Here is a 19,021-nt window from a genome sequence, read left to right as displayed (position 1 = left end):
ACGCAAAACGCTCGACTGGGACACCCCAGCCGAGCGCCTCACTACACTCCTCACCAACACCAAATGATCACCCGTGTTGCAACGACCCCTGAAATCCACCCCCTTCGCTGAGCTGGGGGAAGGGGGCCTTCACGCGCTTCAGGGTGTGGGCGAGATGGGCGATCTCGCGTGATCAGGCGGCGATCACGCGTGATCAGAGAGGTAACTCGCGTGATTGGACGACGTTCACCGAGTTCGCCGTCTGATCACGCGAGTTACGCCTTCGTTCACCGCGGGTGCAGACACAAGCCACCTTCGCCTTACCCCTCAACTCACGAGGCTCAGCCAGCGCTTCGTCGCGCGCGGCGAGGTCAACCGCACCACCGGCACCTCCGGATCCGCGGCCCAGTCGCGGATCGTGCGCCGTTTCCGGGCGAACGAGCGGAAGTGCCACAAGATGATCGAGTCGCGGGAGAGCATTCCCCGCAGCGTTTCGACGTTGCCGTTGCAGATCCGGCGGCGCGTGACGCAGCGCACCACGGTCCGGCGCAGCAACCTGCCCAACGAGACCCAGCGCGGGTAGTCCAGCGCCACGATCAGTTCGGCACGGGGCTGTGCGATGTCGCGCCATTTGCTGAACATCCCGTCGATGATCCAGCGCTCACCGGCGACCAGCGCGGTGACCCGGCGCCGCTGCTCGTCGTCGGGGACGGGCACCCAGCCCGGCTGCCAGCAGAGGTCGTCATCGACCGAATGCCGCGGCAACCCGGTCCGCTCCGCCAGTTTCCGGGCCAGCGTCGACTTGCCCGATCCGGTGACCCCGTACACGACGATCCGCCCCGGTACCGCGCCCACTTGGCCTCCCCAGAGATGCGATGAAGGGGCCTTTCATAGCAAAATTTGCTATGAAAGGCCCCTTCATCGCGGTACCGAAGGTGACCTGAAGATCAGTCGTCGTCGTTCGAGCCGAGGGCCGTCTTCGAGACCTGCATGAGGAACTCGATGTTGGTCTTCGTCTTGCGCAGACGCGAGATCAGCAGGTCGATGGCCTGCTGCGAGTCCAGCGCGTGCAGCACCCGGTGCAGCTTGTGGGTGACCGCGAGCTCGTCCGGCGAGAGCAGCAGGTCTTCCTTGCGGGTACCGGACGGGTTGATGTCCACCGCGGGGAACACGCGCCGCTCGGCGATCTTCCGGTCGAGCTTGAGGTCCGCGTTCGCGGTGCCCTTGAACTCTTCGAAGATGACCGTGTCACCGGTGGACCCGGTCTCGACCATCGTCGTGGCGAAGATCGTCAGCGAGCCGCCGTTCTCGATGTTGCGCGCCGCGCCGAGGAAACGCTTCGGCGGGAACAGCGCCGTCGAGTCGACACCACCGGACAGGATCCGGCCGGACGCGGGGGCCGCCAGGTTGTAGGCACGACCCAGACGGGTGATCGAGTCGAGCAGCACGACGACGTCGTGGCCCATCTCGACCAACCGCTTCGCCCGCTCGATGGCGAGCTCCGCGACCGAGGTGTGGTCGGACGGCGGACGGTCGAAGGTGGAGGCGATGACCTCACCCTTCACCGACCGCTGCATGTCGGTGACCTCTTCCGGACGCTCGTCCACGAGCACGACCATCAGGTGGCACTCGGGGTTGTTCGTCGAGATCGCGTTCGCGATGTCCTGCATGATCGTCGTCTTGCCCGCCTTCGGCGGCGACACGATCAGTGCACGCTGTCCCTTGCCGACCGGCATCACCAGGTCGATGACGCGGGTGGTGAGCTTGTGCGGCTCGGTCTCGAGGCGCAGTCGCTCGTTCGGGTACAGCGGGGTCAGCTTGGTGAACTCGGGACGGTGCTTGGACTCGTCCGGCTCCAGGCCGTTGATCGAGTCGACGCGCACCAGCGGGTTGAACTTCTGCCGCTGCTGCTCGCCGTCACGCGGCTGGCGCACGAAACCGGTGATGGCGTCACCGCGGCGCAGGCCGTACTTGCGGACCAGCGAAAGCGAGACGTACACGTCGTTCGGCCCGGCGAGGTAGCCCGAGGTACGCACGAACGCGTAGTTGTCGAGCACGTCCAGGATGCCCGCGACGGGCAGCAGGACGTCGTCCTCGCGGATCTCGGTGTCGGGCGAACCGCCCTGCTCACGGCCACCGCCGGTACCCCGGCGACGACGGTCGCGGAAGCGACGGCCGCGACGGCCGCCTTCCTCGTCGTCGTCACCCTGCGGGCCCTGGCCCTGACGCTGGCTGTTGTCCTGGCCGCCGCCCTGCTGGTTGCGCTGGCGGTTGTCCTGGCCACGGTTGTCGCGGTTGCCGTCGCGGTTGCCGTCACGACCACCGTCACGGCCGCCGTCGCGGTTGCCCTGACGGTTGCCGCCCTGCTCACCACGGTCACCACGTTCGCCGCGGTCACGCTGTTGGCCACCCTGCTCGGGCGAGCCCGCGGCGCGGTTGGAGCCACGGCGACGACGGCTGCGGCCGCCCTCTTCCTGCTGCGACTGGCCGTCCTGCTGGCTGTTGTCCTGCTGAGCGGGCCGCTCAGCGGGCGCGGAGCCGTTCTCCGAAGACTTTTCAGCCTTCTCGGCCTTTTCGGCGCGCGGGGCTTCGGCCGGGGCGGCTTCCGCCTTCGGCGCTTCGGCCTTCGGGGCCTCCTGCTTCGGGGCCTCCGTCTTGGGCGCTTCGGCCTTGGGAGCCTTGCGCGGTGCATCGATGCCCTCGAGCGGAAGCGTTTCGCTCGCCGCGGCGGGGGTCTTGCGCTTGGTCTTGCCCTGGCGCTCGCGGATGGCCGCGATCAGGTCGCCCTTACGCATACCCGTCGTCTCGCCGATGCCGAGATCCCCAGCGATCGAGCGCAGCTCGGCGACGGTCTTGCCGGTCAATCCGCCGACCGTGCGCTTGGGAGCGACGGCGCCGTTCGACTCGGCGGCGCCGCCTTCGACGTCGCTCAAAAGATCGGTGTTGCTCACAAATGTCCTTCCTGACCGATCCACGCCTCCAGGCGGATCAGCGGACCGCCGCTCGCGTCCGATTGCGAAACGGCGTAGTTGGCCCCCGATACGGGCGATCAGCTCCTCAGCCGTGTCGAACACAGCGGAGCTGTTCCAACAGGACCAAGAAAAGGCCTCCAGCACAGGGATTTGCGTCCTCCAAACGGAGGAAGCGGAATTCGGCACCGCCGGAACCGGGAACCCGCCTGTGTCGGTCTGTCAGCCCCGCTTGCCAGGCTGTGCTTTTGCCGGACTCTGTGCGGAACTGGCGGATCAACGAAGGATGCGGGCCAAGGATGACACTGGTCACCTGGACCGGCACCGGGTGCGGAAACGCACGGTGATCGAACGCCCCCGAGGGTAGACCGCGCCACGGCCGGGTGCAACAACCACCCCCCGCGTGGCGGGATGGGCTCCGGCATGTGACCGAGGCTTTACTGAGCCGCAACCTGAACGCCGCCAGGATCGATCGGCAGCTCGGTGACGTCGAAGGATGTAACGTCGACACCCGTCGGGAGTATTCCGCCGGTGGTCAGCGCGAGCACGCTCGGACCGGCCCCGGAGATGGCCGCGGCCACCCCTTCGGCCCTCAGCGCGCGCACCAGTTCGCTGCTCGCCGGGTACGCGGGCGCCCGGTAAGGCTGGTGGAGCCGATCTTCGGTCGCGGAGAGCAACAGGTCGGGGCGCGCCGTGAGCGCGTGGACGGCGAGCGCCGCCCGGCCCGCGGTGAACGCCGCGTCGGCGTGCGGGACCTGGGCGGGAAGCAGCCCGCGCGTCGCGTCGGTCGAGGACCGCAGCGCCGGGACGGCGACCACGGGCCGGATGTCGTGATGCGGCTGGAGCCGTTCGGCGCGGAACCGCTCGCCCTCGTTCCAGGCGACCACGAAGCCGCCCAGCAGGCTCGCCGCGGCGTTGTCGGCGTGCCCCTCGAACCCGGCGGCCAGCTGCAGCGCGTCGTCGTCCAGAGTCTTCTCCGCCAGCGCGTACGCCGCCGCGACGCCGGTCACGACAGCGGCCGCGGACGAACCGAGGCCGCGGGCGTGCGGGATGGCGTTGAAGCAGCGCAGGTGCACACCGGGCGGCCGGAGGCCGAGGTGCTCGCAGCCACGCCGGAAAGCCCTGATGACCAGGTGCGATTCGTCGGTCGGGACGTCGTCCACGTCACCGGCGCCGGCGTCGACCACCTCGATCTTGAGCCCGGCGTCGGTGATCCGGAGTTCGACCCGGTCGTACAGCGCCAGTGCCAGGCCCAGCGTGTCGAACCCCGGGCCGAGGTTCGCCGAAGACGCCGGGACCTTGACCTTGAGCAGCGTCATCGCAGGTCCAGCGCGGCGGCGACGGCGGTCGGGTCGACGGCGAGCGGCTCGACCTCGACGTTGCCTTCCAGCGCCGTGGCCGGATCCTTCAGCCCGTGCCCGGTGACGGTGCACACAACGGTCGACCCCTTCGGCAGGCGCCCGTCGGCGGCCGTGGCGAGCAGGCCCGCGACGCTGGTCGCCGAAGCGGGCTCGACGAACACGCCCTCCTTGCGGGCGAGCAGCCGGTACGCCTCGAGGATCTTCTCGTCGGTGATGGCTTCGAACAGCCCGGCGGACGCGTTCTTCGCCTTCATCGCGCCGTCCCAGGACGCGGGGCTGCCGATGCGGATAGCGGTCGCGATGGTGTCCGGATCGGCCACCGGTTCGCCGTGCACCAGCGGCGCGGCACCGGCCGCCTGGAACCCGAACATCCGCGGGGTGTTCTTCACCACACCGTCACCGACGTACTCGGAATATCCGGCCCAGTAGGCGGTGATGTTGCCCGCGTTGCCGACCGGCAGGCAGTGGATGTCCGGCGCCCGGCCGAGCACGTCGCAGATCTCGAACGCGGCCGACTTCTGGCCGGCGATCCGCACCGGGTTGACCGAGTTGACCAAGGTCACCGGGTAGTCGATCGCGGTCTTCTGCGCCAGTTCGAGGCAGTCGTCGAAGTTGCCGTCCACCTGCAGGATCCGTGCGCCGTGCAGCACGGCCTGGGCGAGTTTGCCCATCGCGATCTTGCCCTGCGGCACGAGCACCGCGCAGGTGAGCCCGGCGCGGGCCGCGTAGGCCGCCGCCGACGCCGAGGTGTTGCCGGTGGAGGCGCAGATGACCGCCTTGAGCCCGCTGGCGAGCGCGTGCGTGATGGCCACGGTCATCCCGCGGTCCTTGAACGACCCCGTCGGGTTCGCGCCTTCGACCTTGAGGTGAACCTCACAGCCGGTCAGTTCCGAAAGGTGCGGGGCGGGCAGTAACGGGGTGTTGCCCTCGCCGAGGGTGATCACCCTCGCACCGGCCGGTACCGGGATCCGGTCGGGATAAGCCTGGATGATTCCTGGCCACGGTTGGGGAATCACTGGTCTTCGCCTTCCACACGCATCACACTGACGACCTGGTTCACCACATCGAGCTTGGCAATTTCGTCCACAGTGGACCGCAATGCCGAGTCCGGCGCCAGGTGGGTGACGACGACCAGGCTGGCCGTGTCGTTGGCATCACGCTGCCGCACCGCGGCGATGCTGACGCCGTGTCCGGCGAAAGCCTGGGCCACCTGGGCGAGGACGCCCGCTCGATCGGCCACGTCGAGACTGACGTGGTACCGCGTCGGCGTCTGGCCCATCGGCCTGACCGGGAGCGCGGCGTGCGCGGATTCGCGCGGGCCACGGCCGCCGACGACCCGGTTTCGAGCCACCGCGACGAGGTCGCCGAGCACGGCACTCGCGGTCGGCGCGCCACCGGCGCCCTGACCGTAGAACATCAGCTCACCGGCGGCGTCGGCCTCGACGTAGACGGCGTTGTACGCACCGCCGACCCCGGCGAGCTGGTGCCCGCGCGGGATCATCACCGGGTGGACGCGCGCCGAAACGGATTCGGCGCCGTCGTCGGAGGTGACGCGCTCGCAGATGGCGAGCAGTTTCACCGTGCGGCCCAGCACGTTCGCGGCGGCGAGGTCCGACGCGGTCACGTCGGCGATGCCTTCGCGGTGCACATCGGACGCCGTGACCCGGGTGTGGAACGCGAGCGAGGCGAGGATCGCGGCCTTGGACGCCGCGTCGTAGCCGTCGACGTCGGCCGTCGGGTCCGCCTCGGCGTATCCGAGCCTGCTGGCCTCTTCCAGTGTTTCCGCGTAGCCGGCCCCGGTGGAGTCCATCGCGGACAGGATGAAGTTGGTGGTGCCGTTGACGATGCCCATCACGCGGGTGATGCGATCGCCCGCCAGCGATTCGCGCAGCGGGCGCAGCAACGGGATCGCCCCGGCGACGGCCGCCTCGAAGTACAGGTCGACGCCCGCCGCGTCGGCGGCCTCGAACAGCTCCGCGGAATGCTCGGCCATCAGCGCTTTGTTCGCCGTGACAACGGATTTCCCGGCCTTGAGCGCGTCGAGCAGCCACTCCCGCACCGGTTCGATGCCACCGACCAGTTCGACGACGACGTCGACGTCCGGGGAGGTGACGAGCTTCGTCACGTCGGAGGTCACCAGTTCCGGCGGCAGCTCGGGGTGCTTGTCGGGGCGCCGCACCGCGATGCCCGCCAGCTCCACCCTGGCGCCCGCCCTGGCGGCGAGCTCTTCGGCCTGCTCGGTGAGCAGCCGGACGACCTCGCCGCCGACCGTTCCGCAGCCCAGCAGGGCGACCCTGATCACGCGTCCGTCCACAGTAGACACTTGCTAGACCTCCAGGCGCAGCATGTCGTCCGTCGTCTCCCGCCGCAACAGCAAGCGGGCGCTGCCGTTGCGCACGGCCACCACCGCGGGCCGCGGCTGCCGGTTGTACCCGCTGGCCATCGAGTAGCAGTACGCCCCGGTGGCCGCCACGGCGAGCAGGTCGCCGGGAGCAAGGGTGTCGGGCAGCCAGCAGTCGCGGACGACGATGTCGCCGGACTCACAGTGTTTTCCCACGACCCGGGACAGCGCGGCGGCGGCCTGGCCGTCCCCGTCGTCGTCGGCGGAGCGGGAAACGAGACGGCAGTCGTACACCGCGTCGTAGAGCGCGGTGCGGATGTTGTCGCTCATCCCGCCGTCGACGCTGACGTAGCGCCGGGCGGCGTTGTCGCCGAGCGAGACGTCCTTGATGGTGCCGACCTCGTACAGCGTGATCGTGCCGGGACCGGCGATGGCGCGGCCCGGCTCACCGGCGATCTTCGGCACCGGCAGGCCCGCGTACTCGCATTCCTTGCGGACGATCTCGCGGATCTGCGTGATCATCTGCGCGGGCGGGGGCGGGTTGTCCTTGTCGGTGTAGGCGATACCGAAACCGCCGCCGAGGTCGACGATGGACAGCTGGTCGAGCAGATCGGTGCCGTGCTCCTTGGCGAGTTCGCCCAGCAGGCCGACCACGCGGCGGGCGGCGACCTCGAAACCGTCGGCGTCGAAGATCTGCGAACCGATGTGGCTGTGCAGGCCGATCAGCTTGAGCGACGGCGCGTTGAGCACCCGGCGCACGGCCTCGGCCGCGTCACCGGAAGCCAGCGAGAAGCCGAACTTCTGGTCCTCGTGCGCGGTCGCGATGAACTCGTGGGTGTGCGCCTCGACGCCGACGGTGACCCGGATCAGCACGTCCTGCACGACGTCGTGCCGGGCGGCCACGTCGGCCAGCCGCGCGATCTCGTAGTAGGAGTCGACCACGACCGTGCCGACACCTCCCTCGACGGCCACTTCGAGCTCGGCGAGGGATTTGTTGTTGCCGTGGAAGGTGATCCGCTCGGCCGGGAAGTTCGCGCGCTGCGCGACGGCGAGTTCGCCGCCACTGCAGACGTCCAGACTCAGCCCCTGCTCGGCCACCCAGCGGGCGATCTCGATGGACAGGAACGCCTTGGACGCGTAGTGCACGAGCGCCGGGTCGTCGAACGCCTCGGCGTAGTCGGCGCAACGGGACTTGAAGTCGGCCTCGTCGACGACGAACAGCGGCGTGCCGTACTTCTCGGCGAGTTCGCGGACGTCGACGCCGGCGATGCGCACGACGCCGTCACCGCCGCGAAAGGTGTTGCGGGGCCAGACCTTCGGGTACAGCCTGTCGAGTTCCGCCGGACTCGACGGCGGGAAACCGGAGGCGTCGGCGTGGGGGTAGACGTCGGCGTGGCGGGGGCCCGCGGGGTGAGCCATCGATTACATCCGTTCCGGAGCAGAGACACCGAGCACGCGAAGACCGTTCGCCAGCACCTGGCGGGTCGCTTCACACAGCGCGAGACGGGAGAACGTGAGCGGGGTGACCTCTTCGTCGCCCTTCGGCAGGACCCGGCCGACGGCGTTCCACTTGTGGTAGGCGCCGGCGAGTTCTTCGAGGTACCGGGCGACGCGGTGCGGTTCGCGCAGCTGCGCCGCCCGGCGGAGGACGGTCGGGAATTCGCCGAGTGTGCGGATCAGGTCGCCCTCGGCGGGCAGCGTAAGCAGACCGAAGTCGACCTCGCCACCAGTTTTGAGCCCGAGGTCGGAGGCGTTGCGCTGCAACGAGGCCAGCCGCGCGTGGGCGTACTGGACGTAGTAGACCGGGTTGTCGTTGGAATGTTTGCGCAACAGGTCGAGGTCGACGTCCAAAGTGGAATCGACCGAGTAGCGGATCAGCTCGTAGCGGGCCGCGTCGACACCGACGGTGCCGACCAGGTCCTCCATGGTGATCACGGTGCCGGCGCGTTTGCTCATCCGGACGGGTTTGCCGTCGGAGACCAGGTTGACCATCTGGCCGATCAGGACCTCCACGACGGCCGGGTCGTCACCGAAGGCGGCCGCGGCGGCCTTGAGCCGGGCGATGTAGCCGTGATGATCCGCGCCCAGCATGTAGATGCAGAGGTCGAAACCGCGGTCGCGCTTGTCCTGGAAGTAGGCGAGGTCACCGGCGATGTAGGCCGGGTTGCCGTCCTTCTTGATGACGACGCGGTCCTTGTCGTCACCGTGCTCCTTGGACTTCAGCCACCAGGCGCCGTCCTCGAAGTACAGGTTCCCGGAGTCCTTCAGCCGCTGGACCGAGGACGCGACCGCGCCGGACTCGTGCAGCGAGTTCTCGTGGAAGTAGACGTCGAAGTCGGTGCCGAAGTCGTGCAGGCTCTGCTTGATCTCGGTGAACATCAGCTCGATGCCGACCCGGCGGAACGTCTCGGCCCGCTCGTCTTCCGGCAGCGAAAGCGCGCTCGGCTCCTGGCGGATGACCTCGGCGGCGATGTCGTTGATGTAGCCGCCCGCGTAGCCGTCCTCGGGGGCGGGCTCGCCCTTGGCGGCGGCGACCAGGGACCGGACGAAGCGGTCGATCTGCGCGCCGTGGTCGTTGAAGTAGTACTCCCGGGTGACCAGGCCGCCCTGCGCGGACAGCACGCGGCCCAGCGCGTCGCCGACCGCGGCCCAGCGGGTGCCGCCGAGGTGGATCGGGCCGGTCGGGTTCGCCGAGACGAACTCGAGGTTGATCTTGAGACCGGCCAGTTCGTCGCCGAGGCCGTACTTCTCGCCGGCGTCGAGGACCTGCTGGACGATCTGGCCCTGCGCGTCGGCGGCGAGGCGCAGGTTGAGGAAGCCCGGCCCGGCGACCTCGGCCGAGTCGATGCCGTCGGTGGCGGCGAGGGCCTCGGCCAGCGCGTCGGCGAAGTCGCGGGGCTTCATCCCCGCCTTCTTCGCCACCTGCAGCGCCAGGTTGGTCGCGTAATCGCCGTGCTCGGGGTTGCGGGGACGTTCGATCGTCACCTTCTCCGGCAGCACGGAATCGTCGAGGCCGCGCGCGGTGAGAAGCTGCACGGCTGAGTTACGGACCAGGTCGGCGAGAGCTGCGGGAGTCACTCGCGGAATTCTAGGTGTCAGCAGGTGGAGGCTTCGCAGCGACCGCCGGAAGGTGTGAGCCAAGCCGGTGATCATCGCAGGCGTTCACGGTGATCAGACGCGGGGTCTCTACACTGGCCCGCGCAGGGACCACCCCCTTTGGAGAACGCAGGAGCCATGGCTAACGGGACAACCAGAAAAAAGGGCGCGTCGTCGAAGAACGCCATGAAGGCCGCCCGTAGTTCCGTCGTGTCCAAGAAGGGCACGCCCTGGGGCACGATCATCGCCGTCGTCGCGATCGTCGCCCTGGCTGCCTCGGTGGTCACCTACTACATGGTCGCCTCGGCGCCGAAGCGCGAGCAGAAGACCCGCGAAGAGACCGCGGCCGCCTTCGCGCCCTCGCAGCAGGACCCGGATCCCTCCAAGCGGATCAACGGCGTGACCACGACCACCTACGAGGGCTCCGTGCACGTCACGGCCGCCGAGCGCGTGGCCTACGACAAGACCCCGCCCTACGGCGGCCCCCACGACCAGGCCTGGGCCGCGTGCAACGGCGTCGTCTACGACCGGGCCGTCCGCAACGAGAACATGGTCCACGGTCTCGAGCACGGCGCGGTCTGGATCGCCTACAACCCGGCGCAGATCTCCGGCGACGCGCTGGAGCTGCTGCGGGTCCGTGTCGAGGGCAAGCCGTACACCACGATGTCGCCGTACCCGAACCTGGACAAGCCGATCTCGGTGCAGTCCTGGGGCCACCAGCTGAAGCTGGACAGCGCCTCCGACGAGCGGATCGACCAGTTCATCGCGGCGCTGCGCACCAACCCGTACGGCGCGTACCCCGAGCGTGACGCCACCTGCGACGCGCAGATCGAGCCGGGCGAGTTCAACGCGACCCCGCCGGGGCCGGACGCGAAGCCGATGGACTACAAGGGCACCGCGGGCACGCAGCAGGACCAGCCCGGCCAGCCCGGCGCGCCGTCCGCGCCCGCCACCCAGCCCTCGGCGCCCGCGAGCAAGTAATGAGCCAGACGGACCCCGATCTCCAGTACATCGACGAACCGGACGACACTTCGCGGTCGGCCAAGAGCCGTTGGCTGGTGATCGGGGCCGCCCTGGTCGTCATGCTGATCCTCGGCTTCGGCCTCGGCGCCTTGACGACCAGGCTGGTCGACTCCGATCCGGAGCCGTCGACTCCGGGGGCGGGCTCGGTCGAGGTCGGCTTCGCGCAGGACATGTCGGTGCACCACCTCCAGGCCGTCACCATGGCGGGCTGGGCGCGGGACCACACGACCGATCCGGCGATCAAGACGCTCGCGTTCGACATCGAGCGCACGCAGACCGGCCAGGTCGGCCGGATGAAGGGCTGGCTGGGCCTGTGGGGCCAGCCCGAGCAGACGACCGGCGAGTACATGACCTGGATGACCGAGCCGATGGCGGGCCATTCCGGGCACGGTGGCGCCGACATGAAGCCGTCGAACGGCGCTCCGATGCCGGGGATGGCGACGTCGGCCGAACTGGCCAAACTGCGGTCGCTGACCGGCAAGGAGATGGACGTCTTCTTCCTCCAGCTGATGCTTCGGCACCACATGGGCGGGACGGAGATGGCTCAGTACGGCAACGACCACACGGCCATCGCGGACGTGAAGTCGCTGACGCAGAGCATGCTCGTGTCGCAAGGTGCGGAGATCACGCTGATGAAGGGGCTGCTGCAGGAGCGCGGCGCTTCCCCGCTCCCTGTCTGACGGTCCTTTTCAGCTCTCACATCTGGCGGCTACCAGGAGAGCTCCCGGCACCGTTGCGCGCACTGGGGCACTTCTATCTGCAGGGTCGCGTGCTCGATCGAGTAACGGTTCGCCAGGAGGTTCTGCGCCTCGGTGAGCACCGCCGCCTGCTCGACGGTCGGCGCGATGGTGAGGTGCGCCGAAGCGACCTCCATCCCCGACGTCAGCGTCCAGACGTGCAGGTCGTGGACGTCCTCGACACCCTTCAGCCCGCCGAGCTCGGCCTGTATCCCGGCGACGTCGACCCCCTTCGGCGCGTGCTGGAACAGGATCCGCAGGGCGCGCCGAGCCAGAGCGTAGGTGCGGGGCAGGACGAACAGGCCGATCGCGACACCGATGATCGGGTCGGCGTAGCGCCAGCCGGTCAGCAGCGTGATCGCACCGCTCAGCAGCACACCGACGGAGCCGATCAGGTCCGCGAGGACTTCGAGGTACGCGCCCCGGACGTTGATGCTCTCCTCCGCGCCCTTGCGCAGGATCAGGAAGGAGACGATGTTCGCGACGAGCCCCGCGGCGGCGGCCAGCAGGACGGGCAGGCCGGGGACGGCGGGCGGGTCGCTGATCCGGCCGAGTGCCTCGACCAGGACGTAGCCCGCGACGCCGAACAACAGGATCGCGTTGCCCAGCGCCGCGAGCACTTCGGCCCGGTAGAACCCGAAGGTGCGGGTGAGGGTCGGGCCGCTGCGCCGGGCCAGCATGATCGCCGCCAGCGCCATGCCGACACCGAGGACGTCGGTGAACATGTGCGCGGCGTCGGAGATCAGCGCGAGCGAGCCCGTGGCGAACCCGACGATGAACTCCATGACCATGAAGCCGGCGCCGATGACCAGGGCGATCGTCAGGCTCTTGAGGTATCGGCCTGACGCGCTCGACGGCGAGGCCGTCCCATGCCCGTGCCCGTGACCCATTGCTCCGCCTCTCGTGAAGTCGACAGGCCGAATATATTGTCACATGCGCATATGTGCAATACAGGTGAGCCTAAGTTCACCATGTCTTAAGCCACACAAGGAAGCCATCCCCCATGAGGGCCTTCCCGAAACTTGAAACCGACACGGACCGCTACCGAAGTGACCGGAAGAACCCCCGCAACTGGCCGACGAAGATCTCGGGCTGCTCGAACGCGGCGAAGTGGCCACCCTTGGCCTGCACCTCGTACCAGCGAAGATCGGTGTAGCGCAGCTCCGCCCAGCGCCGCGAAGGGCGGACGATCTCGCGCGGGAAGATCGAGATACCCGAAGGAACTTCAACCGCGGAGAGGTCCCGCTCCTTGTTCTCCCAGTAGATCCGCGCCGACGATGCCGCCGTCCCGGTGAACCAGTAGACGGAGATCGCGTCGAGCATCTGACGCCAGGACAACGCTGTCTCCGGCGAGCCGTCGTTGTCGGTCCACTCCCAGAACTTCTCGGCGATCCAGGCCGCCTGCGCCGCGGGCGAGTCGGTGAGCCCGTAGCCGACCGTTTGGGGGCGCGTGGCCTGCTGCTGCGAGTACGCGGACCCGACCGCGCGGAACCGGGCCAGATCGCCGATCGCCGCCTTCTCCTCCACCGTCGGCTCACCCAGCACGGCCTCGTCGTACGGGACGCCCGCCATGTTCACATGGACGGCGATCAGCCGCTCCCGCGCGACCTTGGCGAGCATGTTCGTCACCCCGGCACCCCAGTCGCCACCCTGCGCGGCGTAGCGCTCGTAGCCGAGCCGCCCCATCAGCTCGTCCCAGGCCCGCGCGATGCGCTCGACGTTCCACCCCGTCGACGACGGCTTGTCACTCCAGCCGAACCCCGGCAGCGAGGGCGCGACGACATGGAACGCGTCCGCCGGATCGCCGCCGTGCGCGGCGGGATCGGTCAGCGGACCGAGCACGTCGAGGAACTCGGCCACCGAACCCGGCCAGCCGTGCGTGAGCACGAGCGGCGTCGCGTCCGGCTCCGGTGACCGCACGTGCAGGAAGTGGATCCCGAGACCGTCCACAGTGGTCTTGAAACCCGGGAAAGCGTTGACACGGCCCGCCAAACCGAAGTCGTAGTCCTCCGCCCAGTACCGGCACAGCTCCCGCGCGAACTCCAGCGGGACACCCTGTTCCCAGTCGTCCACGGTGGCCGGCTCGGGCCAGCGCGTGGCCCGAAGCCGGGCTCGCAGGTCAGCGATGGCTTCTTCGGGAATCCGCACCTCGAACGGTTCGATCACGACACCCTCCAGTTCGTTGGTGGCACCAACGCTACGCTGTTCCGATGAGCACCGCGCCCGCCCGGCTCCGCACCAAGGCCAGCTGGCTGGTCAACCAGGCCGCCACCGTGGTCCACCGGCTCACCATGGACGAGTCCGCCCGCAGCGGCGCCCGCCGGTACCACTACGGGATCCTCGCGGCCATCGACGAGAACGGCCCGTCGAGCCAGGCCACCCTGAGCCGCTGCACCGGTATCGACCGCAGCGACGTCGTCGCCGTCATCAACGAACTCGCCGACGCGGGCTACGTCGAGCGCGCCCCCGACCCGGCCGACGGCAGGCGCAACCTGATCACCCTCACCGGCACGGGCACCCACCGGCTCCAGCACCTGGAAGACCTGGTCAGCGAGACCCAGGACGTCTTCCTCACGCCGCTCGACCCCGCCGAACGGGAGCAGCTGACGCGGCTCCTCGCCCGCGTCGTGGAGCATCACCAGGGTTAACGACCACCTCGCGCGAGGAGGCCGGGCGGGGTGCGCTAAGCTTTCGGAGTCGCCCAGGCGGCAACGCCCTCGTAGCTCAGGGGATAGAGCACTGCCCTCCGGAGGCAGGTGTCGCAGGTTCGAATCCTGCCGAGGGCACCCTACAAAGTGCGGGGAAAACCGCATCTGACTAGCAAAATTCCTGATCTCGCGATCTTCCCCCGCACTCCGGCTGTCTCCGGCAATATCCGGCCTTACACGGGTGTCTGTTCCCAATGCGTTCCCACGGGGAACCCGGCCACCGTCATGTCTTCGGCTTGTGGCCCAGGATCTTCTCGATGCGCGCCCGGTTGGCCGCCTCCCCCTTGTCGAGGAACGCGGCGTAGATCTCCAACAGCACCGCCACCGAGTGCCCCGCCCGCTCCGCCACTGCGGCCGGGTCGACGCCAGCCGCCAGCTGGGTACTGACAGCCGCGTGGCGAAGATCGTATGGACGTGAAGCCAGCGGAGTCGCCTGCGATTCCTCGCTCAGGATCAGTTTCCGCACCGACCGCCACGCCCGCGTGTAGGTGATCATCGGAACCTCGCCGCCCTGCTCCCCTTGGAACAGCCGCCCGTCCGGGGCGTACCCGAACAACCGGATGCGGCGCCACAGCAGGCGAGTCAGGTCGGGCGGGAAACTCACCGTGCGCCCCTCCCCTGCTCCTCGCGACTTCAACGGACGTTCGTCGCGCGGTTTTCCGCTGTCCGTCCACCGTCCTCCAGCGTGCGGTTCGGCGGAATCCAGGTGGAACTCTCCCCAGTCGTAGACGTGCTCCCCGCGTTCGTCGTCCCACTCCGGTTCCGGCAGCAATGCGAGGTTCCGCTTGTTCAGGGCGACCGCCTCCTCGGGGCGGAGGCCGGCGTAGTACATCGCCCCGAAGAACGCCTCAAGCCGCGGGCCGCTACGCGAAAGCGAGCCGACCCCCGCCAGCAGCGTGCGTGCCTGCACCGGGTTCGGCACCGCCCGTTTGTTGACTTTCCTCTTGCCTGATGGCATGGCGGACCACTTCACCGAACTCAGCGGATTGGCTTCGATCAGACCGAGTTCCACCGCGTAGTCAAGCGCGTTGAACAGCACTGCACGGGTCTTTCGTGCCACGCTCGGCGCGAAGCGTTTCCCGTCGAGACGACGAGTCACCGCCCGCTGCAAAGCGCGTAGAACGTCCGGATCTGTTACTGCCTTCACCGTCACCGTCTTGCGCCGACACCACGCCAGTACTTTCTCGACGTCCGCTGGTATCTCGCGGCCCGTGCGGTACTCCATGTTGTAGCCCCATTGGCGCAGCGCGGACCGCACCACCTTGGCGTCAGGACGATTCTTCGCTTCCTGCATGAACACCGGCATCACGCGAATCATCTCCGAGCTCCAAGCTGGACGACTTCGCGCAGCCCTTGACGTCACCCACCCCGAACCCCTGCCAGGTGGACATCCGCTATTCACCTGTCCCGGCGTCATCATCAGCCCGCACATGTCGAAGAACGCCCCCGGAACCGCTGAACGCTGCTACCAGGTCGCCATACAGCAGATCAGGACTTTCCTCGATGGCGGCGAGCCGTCGAACATCGAGCGACGCCGCTGAGCGCCACCATCGAACAACAGCTCTATTTTACCCCATCAACCAAGCGAGGGTCCCCCTCAAACAGATCAGGATTAACATTTAGTTGGACATTGACATTAAAATCGGAAGCAGTTTCGAAAACTTCACTCAAAGCTTTTTTGCCTAGCACCCTTGGAATAAATACAGTGACATGACCGTCAGGATTAGACATAAATTCAGCCGCTCCCACATCTTTGCTTAGAATGTGCTGCAAAGAGCTATAGAACTGCTGTGAGTGGCGCTCAACGAGAGGCGACTTGGATGCTTTTGTCCCAGTTTGCCGCTCAAGACGTGTGACACTGCTAGCCAAAGATCGCTGATTTCTGTCCATTCCTCGCACTGCCGCGAGGACTTCTTCCAGGATTTCTCGTTCGGGGCGCTTAGGTACAGGAATGGCCGCTTGCGCCAGTGGCCCTGACTTAATTGCCTCTACCTTCTCATGGAGAACCGGCCACCACATTTCAAGCACCTTGCTCAAGATCTCATCACTTAGCGGCCGTTGCGCAGTCGCATTGATCGCTCGAACAATGCTATCGACGCCACGTTTACTTAATTCCTGCGCCTGAAACTGCCCAAGAGGGTTTTGTATCTCAGACAACTTAAGATCAATAGCCAACGGCACAACATGACTATTCGCGACAGACTTTGCCAGCGCGCCCGCCTCAAAATTAAGCCAAGGTTTACTTTGATTTTCCGCAGTGACAAAGATAATTCCAAAATCAGTCATCTCCAGAGCTGATGAAATTTCAGATTGCCATCGCGAGCCTGCTTCGATATTTGATGACATAAATGGATCGATTTCATTTATAAGCAGCGGTAGCCATTCTTTGAAAGCCGCAGCAATCTGCTCACTGTAACCGCCGGACCAGCTGAGAAAGACCTTCATGGCGAGGCATCATAACCACCCTTGCCACATGCGGGTCGATGCGTCCGCGGTCCTGAACGTGGAACGGGCCCCGAACCGACCCAGATCCGGAGCCCGCATGGCTGAATCATGGATCAGAACTCGCAGGTGACCAGCACTCACGCACGCTCCAGCCACACGCCGCCGATATCGGCCAGCACGTCAGCTCAAGGGTCCGGGTCCATCGTGGCCGCGGAGCCCGCACGGTACGTGTACCCGTAGCCAACGCCAGCAGCGTCCTCGACGACGACCTGGTTGCCCCGAGTGGCCACCACGAGCTCATCCGGCTAGCGGTGCACAACGGCGCCGAAGAACGTCGCCGCTTCATCACGCGAGATGCTGCCCATGTCAACCTTCCTACGCGGCCTTGTCGGACCAGGTGCAGCGGCTGCCTCGTCGACGTGCGATCGCATCCCTCCGTTCGCGCGGATCGACAGGCAGCGGACAACGCCCTCCTGTGACGAGCTGACGTCTCAGGGCGCAGCCGAGAGATGCATAATCGAACACATGTCCGAGTCCGCGAGGTCCACTAGCGATGCGCCGTACGTGCACGCGGTTGAGCCGCCCAGGCCCGTGTGGGTCGACCTGCGTCGCGTCTTCCCGATCGACAACTCCGCGGGGAACGCTCCCTGACGGACTCGACCTCACTGGGACCGTCCCGGGGACGCTGAGCAAGTGGGCCGCCACCGTCACCGGGCACTGGGTCGGATGGGTCACCTACCCGCTTGGCACCCCCGGCGAGGGCGGCACGTGGCACCGCCAGTGGATCCTGTCGGACGCGCTGAAACCACGCTCCAGCTGAGTGCTGGGCACCCGTCAGTTCCCAATGCGTTCCCAAACCGACGGTGACATATATTCCAGTCTTGACATATGCGCAGGTCACACTACCCGCAGGCGCGACACGCGGTTTAGCCCTCCGGAGGCAGGTGTCGCAGGTTCGAATCCTGCCGAGGGCACACTTCCGATCGAATCAAACGCCGTTCGCCAGTCTGAGCTGGACGGTTAAGTGACAAGACTTCCGCAACGGTGAGTCACGATCTCCGGTGCGGGTCTACGTCGGACGCCGACGGATACCCCATGCCTCAAAGAGGGCCGACGCCAGCCAATGGCAACTTTGGAAGGCCATATGTTCGGCGGTAACACCGCAACCGCCATCCGAAGGACGCTTTGGGTCCGCTCCTCGCGCCAGCAAGTAAGCCGTGACGTCCACGTGCAGCGGCTCACCCGTCTGCGTGTGACTGTCGATCTCGACATCAACAGCATGGTGCAACAACGTGAACCCGCCACACTCTTCATTGATGTCAGCGCCGCCATCGAGGAGTTCACGAAGCAGCGGAAGATCACACATCTCGACAGCCCGATGGGCAGGACACAGGTCGTTCACCATCAACCATCCCCAATAGCAACATGAAGTCAAGCCGGCGTCGAGCGCCCGTTTTCGACGCTCGAAATCATATACCCATTCCAGCAATTCGAAAGAATTGTCCACACATTCGGAAATACTTCCGCGACGCTCGCAAGCACAAGCCATACTACTCCAGGCGAGTGACACTTGCAGTCAATATGTCACACCGCCCGGTGATCTTTGCTAGCGTCCAGGCAACCGACTTGAGGGGGCTGGGGCGATGGCAGGGGATCTCGGGCGACGGGCGGCCTTCGGGATGGCGGCGACCGCTGGTGGCGCGTTGCTGGCCGGTGGCACCGCGGGCGCGACGGAGTCCACTGTCGACTCCGCGGTGAACGACAAGCATCAGGTGAGCCCGTCGTTCACCGTGGTGGACAAGCGAGGGCGGCAGCGGTTCCTGCTCGACAGCCGTAAGCCACCGCTGATCATCGACGGCCAGACCTACCCGCCCGAGCGGCGCTCCGGGCCGGAGAACGGCTCCTATCTGATTTTCAACGACGAGACCGGCGACGAAAAGGGCGGTTTGCTCGTCCACCCCACCGGCGGCCACATCGCCTTCGACTATCCGCACGCGGTGGACGGGATCAGCCTCAGCTTGTCCGCGAAGGACGGCGTGGGTGGCGCGGGCCTGACCATCAACGGCCTTCCGGATCCCGATGCCGGGCCCGGCGCCCGTGCCACGCCGCGCGCGCTCTTCGGCTCACACACCACTTTCGGCGCGCAACTGGCATTGTGCGATTCCCAAGGGCGTCCGCGAATCGTGCTCCAGGTCGACGAGAACGACCGGCCGACCATCAAGATCCTCGACGGGGACGGCAAAACAGTCAACGAACTGGCCTAGTACTCCAGCCGTAGTTCGTGATGGTCATGGTTCGTGGGTCGATTGTCGCTGGTAGTGGCCTTGCTGGGCGCGGTATTGGTGGCGTCTGCGCCACCTCG

The 19,021-nt window shown here is 67.1% G+C and carries 17 protein-coding genes and 1 tRNA gene; 6 read left to right on the top strand and 12 right to left on the bottom strand.

Going from position 1 to position 19,021, the window contains the following annotated elements:
• Positions 1-306: 306 nt before the first annotated feature.
• From ACFOSH_RS40035 to argS, 7 genes are all read right to left on the bottom strand, one after another.
• A complete protein-coding gene (locus ACFOSH_RS40035) occupies positions 307-834 on the bottom strand; it encodes an AAA family ATPase (protein WP_378246308.1) in 528 nt (175 codons plus the stop codon).
• A gap of 92 nt (positions 835-926) precedes the next feature.
• The gene (gene rho, locus ACFOSH_RS40030) at positions 927-2,930 is read right to left on the bottom strand and encodes a transcription termination factor Rho (RefSeq protein WP_378246306.1); all 2,004 of its coding nucleotides are present in this window, start codon (positions 2,928-2,930) and stop codon (positions 927-929) included.
• A 455-nt stretch (positions 2,931-3,385) separates the two neighbouring features.
• Positions 3,386-4,267, bottom strand: coding sequence for a homoserine kinase (gene thrB, locus ACFOSH_RS40025; protein ID WP_378246304.1), 882 nt, complete (start codon positions 4,265-4,267; stop codon positions 3,386-3,388).
• Positions 4,264-5,325 carry a threonine synthase gene (gene thrC, locus ACFOSH_RS40020; RefSeq protein ID WP_378246302.1) on the bottom strand — a complete coding sequence of 354 codons (1,062 nt, stop codon included), beginning with the start codon at positions 5,323-5,325 and terminating at the stop codon, positions 4,264-4,266. The genes thrB and thrC overlap by 4 nt, the downstream gene beginning before the upstream one ends.
• On the bottom strand, positions 5,322-6,632 hold the full coding sequence (locus ACFOSH_RS40015; RefSeq protein ID WP_378246300.1) for a homoserine dehydrogenase: 1,311 nt from the start codon (positions 6,630-6,632) through the stop codon (positions 5,322-5,324). The genes thrC and ACFOSH_RS40015 overlap by 4 nt, the downstream gene beginning before the upstream one ends.
• Before the next feature lie 3 nt (positions 6,633-6,635).
• Positions 6,636-8,069 (bottom strand): diaminopimelate decarboxylase, encoded by a 1,434-nt coding sequence (gene lysA, locus ACFOSH_RS40010; protein WP_378246298.1) that lies wholly within the window; start codon positions 8,067-8,069, stop codon positions 6,636-6,638.
• Positions 8,070-8,072: 3 nt separating this feature from the next.
• Complete coding sequence (argS, locus tag ACFOSH_RS40005) at positions 8,073-9,728, bottom strand: arginine--tRNA ligase (protein WP_378246296.1); 1,656 nt, start codon at positions 9,726-9,728, stop codon at positions 8,073-8,075.
• A gap of 204 nt (positions 9,729-9,932) precedes the next feature.
• Here argS and ACFOSH_RS40000 point away from each other — a divergent pair, with 204 nt between their 5' ends.
• Positions 9,933-10,727 carry a DUF3105 domain-containing protein gene (locus tag ACFOSH_RS40000; RefSeq protein WP_378246310.1) on the top strand — a complete coding sequence of 265 codons (795 nt, stop codon included), beginning with the start codon at positions 9,933-9,935 and terminating at the stop codon, positions 10,725-10,727.
• The gene (locus tag ACFOSH_RS39995; protein ID WP_378246294.1) at positions 10,727-11,449 is read left to right on the top strand and encodes a DUF305 domain-containing protein; all 723 of its coding nucleotides are present in this window, start codon (positions 10,727-10,729) and stop codon (positions 11,447-11,449) included. Before ACFOSH_RS40000 ends, ACFOSH_RS39995 begins: the two co-directional genes overlap by 1 nt.
• Before the next feature lie 29 nt (positions 11,450-11,478).
• Here ACFOSH_RS39995 and ACFOSH_RS39990 read toward each other — a convergent pair whose 3' ends face one another.
• Together ACFOSH_RS39990 and ACFOSH_RS39985 are read right to left on the bottom strand one after the other, a co-directional pair.
• Complete coding sequence (locus ACFOSH_RS39990) at positions 11,479-12,396, bottom strand: cation diffusion facilitator family transporter (protein ID WP_378246292.1); 918 nt, start codon at positions 12,394-12,396, stop codon at positions 11,479-11,481.
• A gap of 151 nt (positions 12,397-12,547) precedes the next feature.
• A complete protein-coding gene (locus ACFOSH_RS39985) occupies positions 12,548-13,672 on the bottom strand; it encodes an epoxide hydrolase family protein (RefSeq protein ID WP_378246290.1) in 1,125 nt (374 codons plus the stop codon).
• Positions 13,673-13,716: 44 nt separating this feature from the next.
• Here ACFOSH_RS39985 and ACFOSH_RS39980 point away from each other — a divergent pair, with 44 nt between their 5' ends.
• Both ACFOSH_RS39980 and ACFOSH_RS39975 read left to right on the top strand, forming a co-directional pair.
• Complete coding sequence (locus ACFOSH_RS39980; RefSeq protein ID WP_378246288.1) at positions 13,717-14,154, top strand: MarR family winged helix-turn-helix transcriptional regulator; 438 nt, start codon at positions 13,717-13,719, stop codon at positions 14,152-14,154.
• 65 nt (positions 14,155-14,219) lie between these two features.
• A tRNA-Arg gene (locus ACFOSH_RS39975) sits at positions 14,220-14,292 on the top strand.
• Between the two features lie 145 nt (positions 14,293-14,437).
• On the opposite strand, the gene ACFOSH_RS39970 is transcribed toward ACFOSH_RS39975, so the two are convergent.
• Positions 14,438-15,520 (bottom strand): tyrosine-type recombinase/integrase, encoded by a 1,083-nt coding sequence (locus ACFOSH_RS39970; protein WP_378246286.1) that lies wholly within the window; start codon positions 15,518-15,520, stop codon positions 14,438-14,440.
• On the opposite strand from ACFOSH_RS39970, the gene ACFOSH_RS39965 reads away from it, so the two are divergent.
• Positions 15,507-15,755, top strand: coding sequence for an NAD(P)-dependent oxidoreductase (locus ACFOSH_RS39965; RefSeq protein ID WP_378246284.1), 249 nt, complete (start codon positions 15,507-15,509; stop codon positions 15,753-15,755). The genes ACFOSH_RS39970 and ACFOSH_RS39965 overlap by 14 nt on opposite strands.
• A gap of 22 nt (positions 15,756-15,777) precedes the next feature.
• Here ACFOSH_RS39965 and ACFOSH_RS39960 read toward each other — a convergent pair whose 3' ends face one another.
• Positions 15,778-16,659 (bottom strand): TIR domain-containing protein, encoded by an 882-nt coding sequence (locus ACFOSH_RS39960; protein ID WP_378246282.1) that lies wholly within the window; start codon positions 16,657-16,659, stop codon positions 15,778-15,780.
• Between the two features lie 1,069 nt (positions 16,660-17,728).
• A complete protein-coding gene (locus ACFOSH_RS39955; protein WP_378246281.1) occupies positions 17,729-18,166 on the bottom strand; it encodes an ankyrin repeat domain-containing protein in 438 nt (145 codons plus the stop codon).
• A gap of 136 nt (positions 18,167-18,302) precedes the next feature.
• Between ACFOSH_RS39955 and ACFOSH_RS39950 the strand changes: the two genes are divergently transcribed.
• The gene (locus ACFOSH_RS39950; protein WP_378246279.1) at positions 18,303-18,923 is read left to right on the top strand and encodes a hypothetical protein; all 621 of its coding nucleotides are present in this window, start codon (positions 18,303-18,305) and stop codon (positions 18,921-18,923) included.
• Positions 18,924-19,021 lie beyond the last annotated feature (98 nt).

The organism is Amycolatopsis speibonae, from assembly GCF_042647925.1.
In the GTDB taxonomy this organism is placed as follows: domain Bacteria; phylum Actinomycetota; class Actinomycetes; order Mycobacteriales; family Pseudonocardiaceae; genus Amycolatopsis; species Amycolatopsis speibonae.
This window is presented reverse-complemented; position numbering and strand designations above follow the sequence as displayed.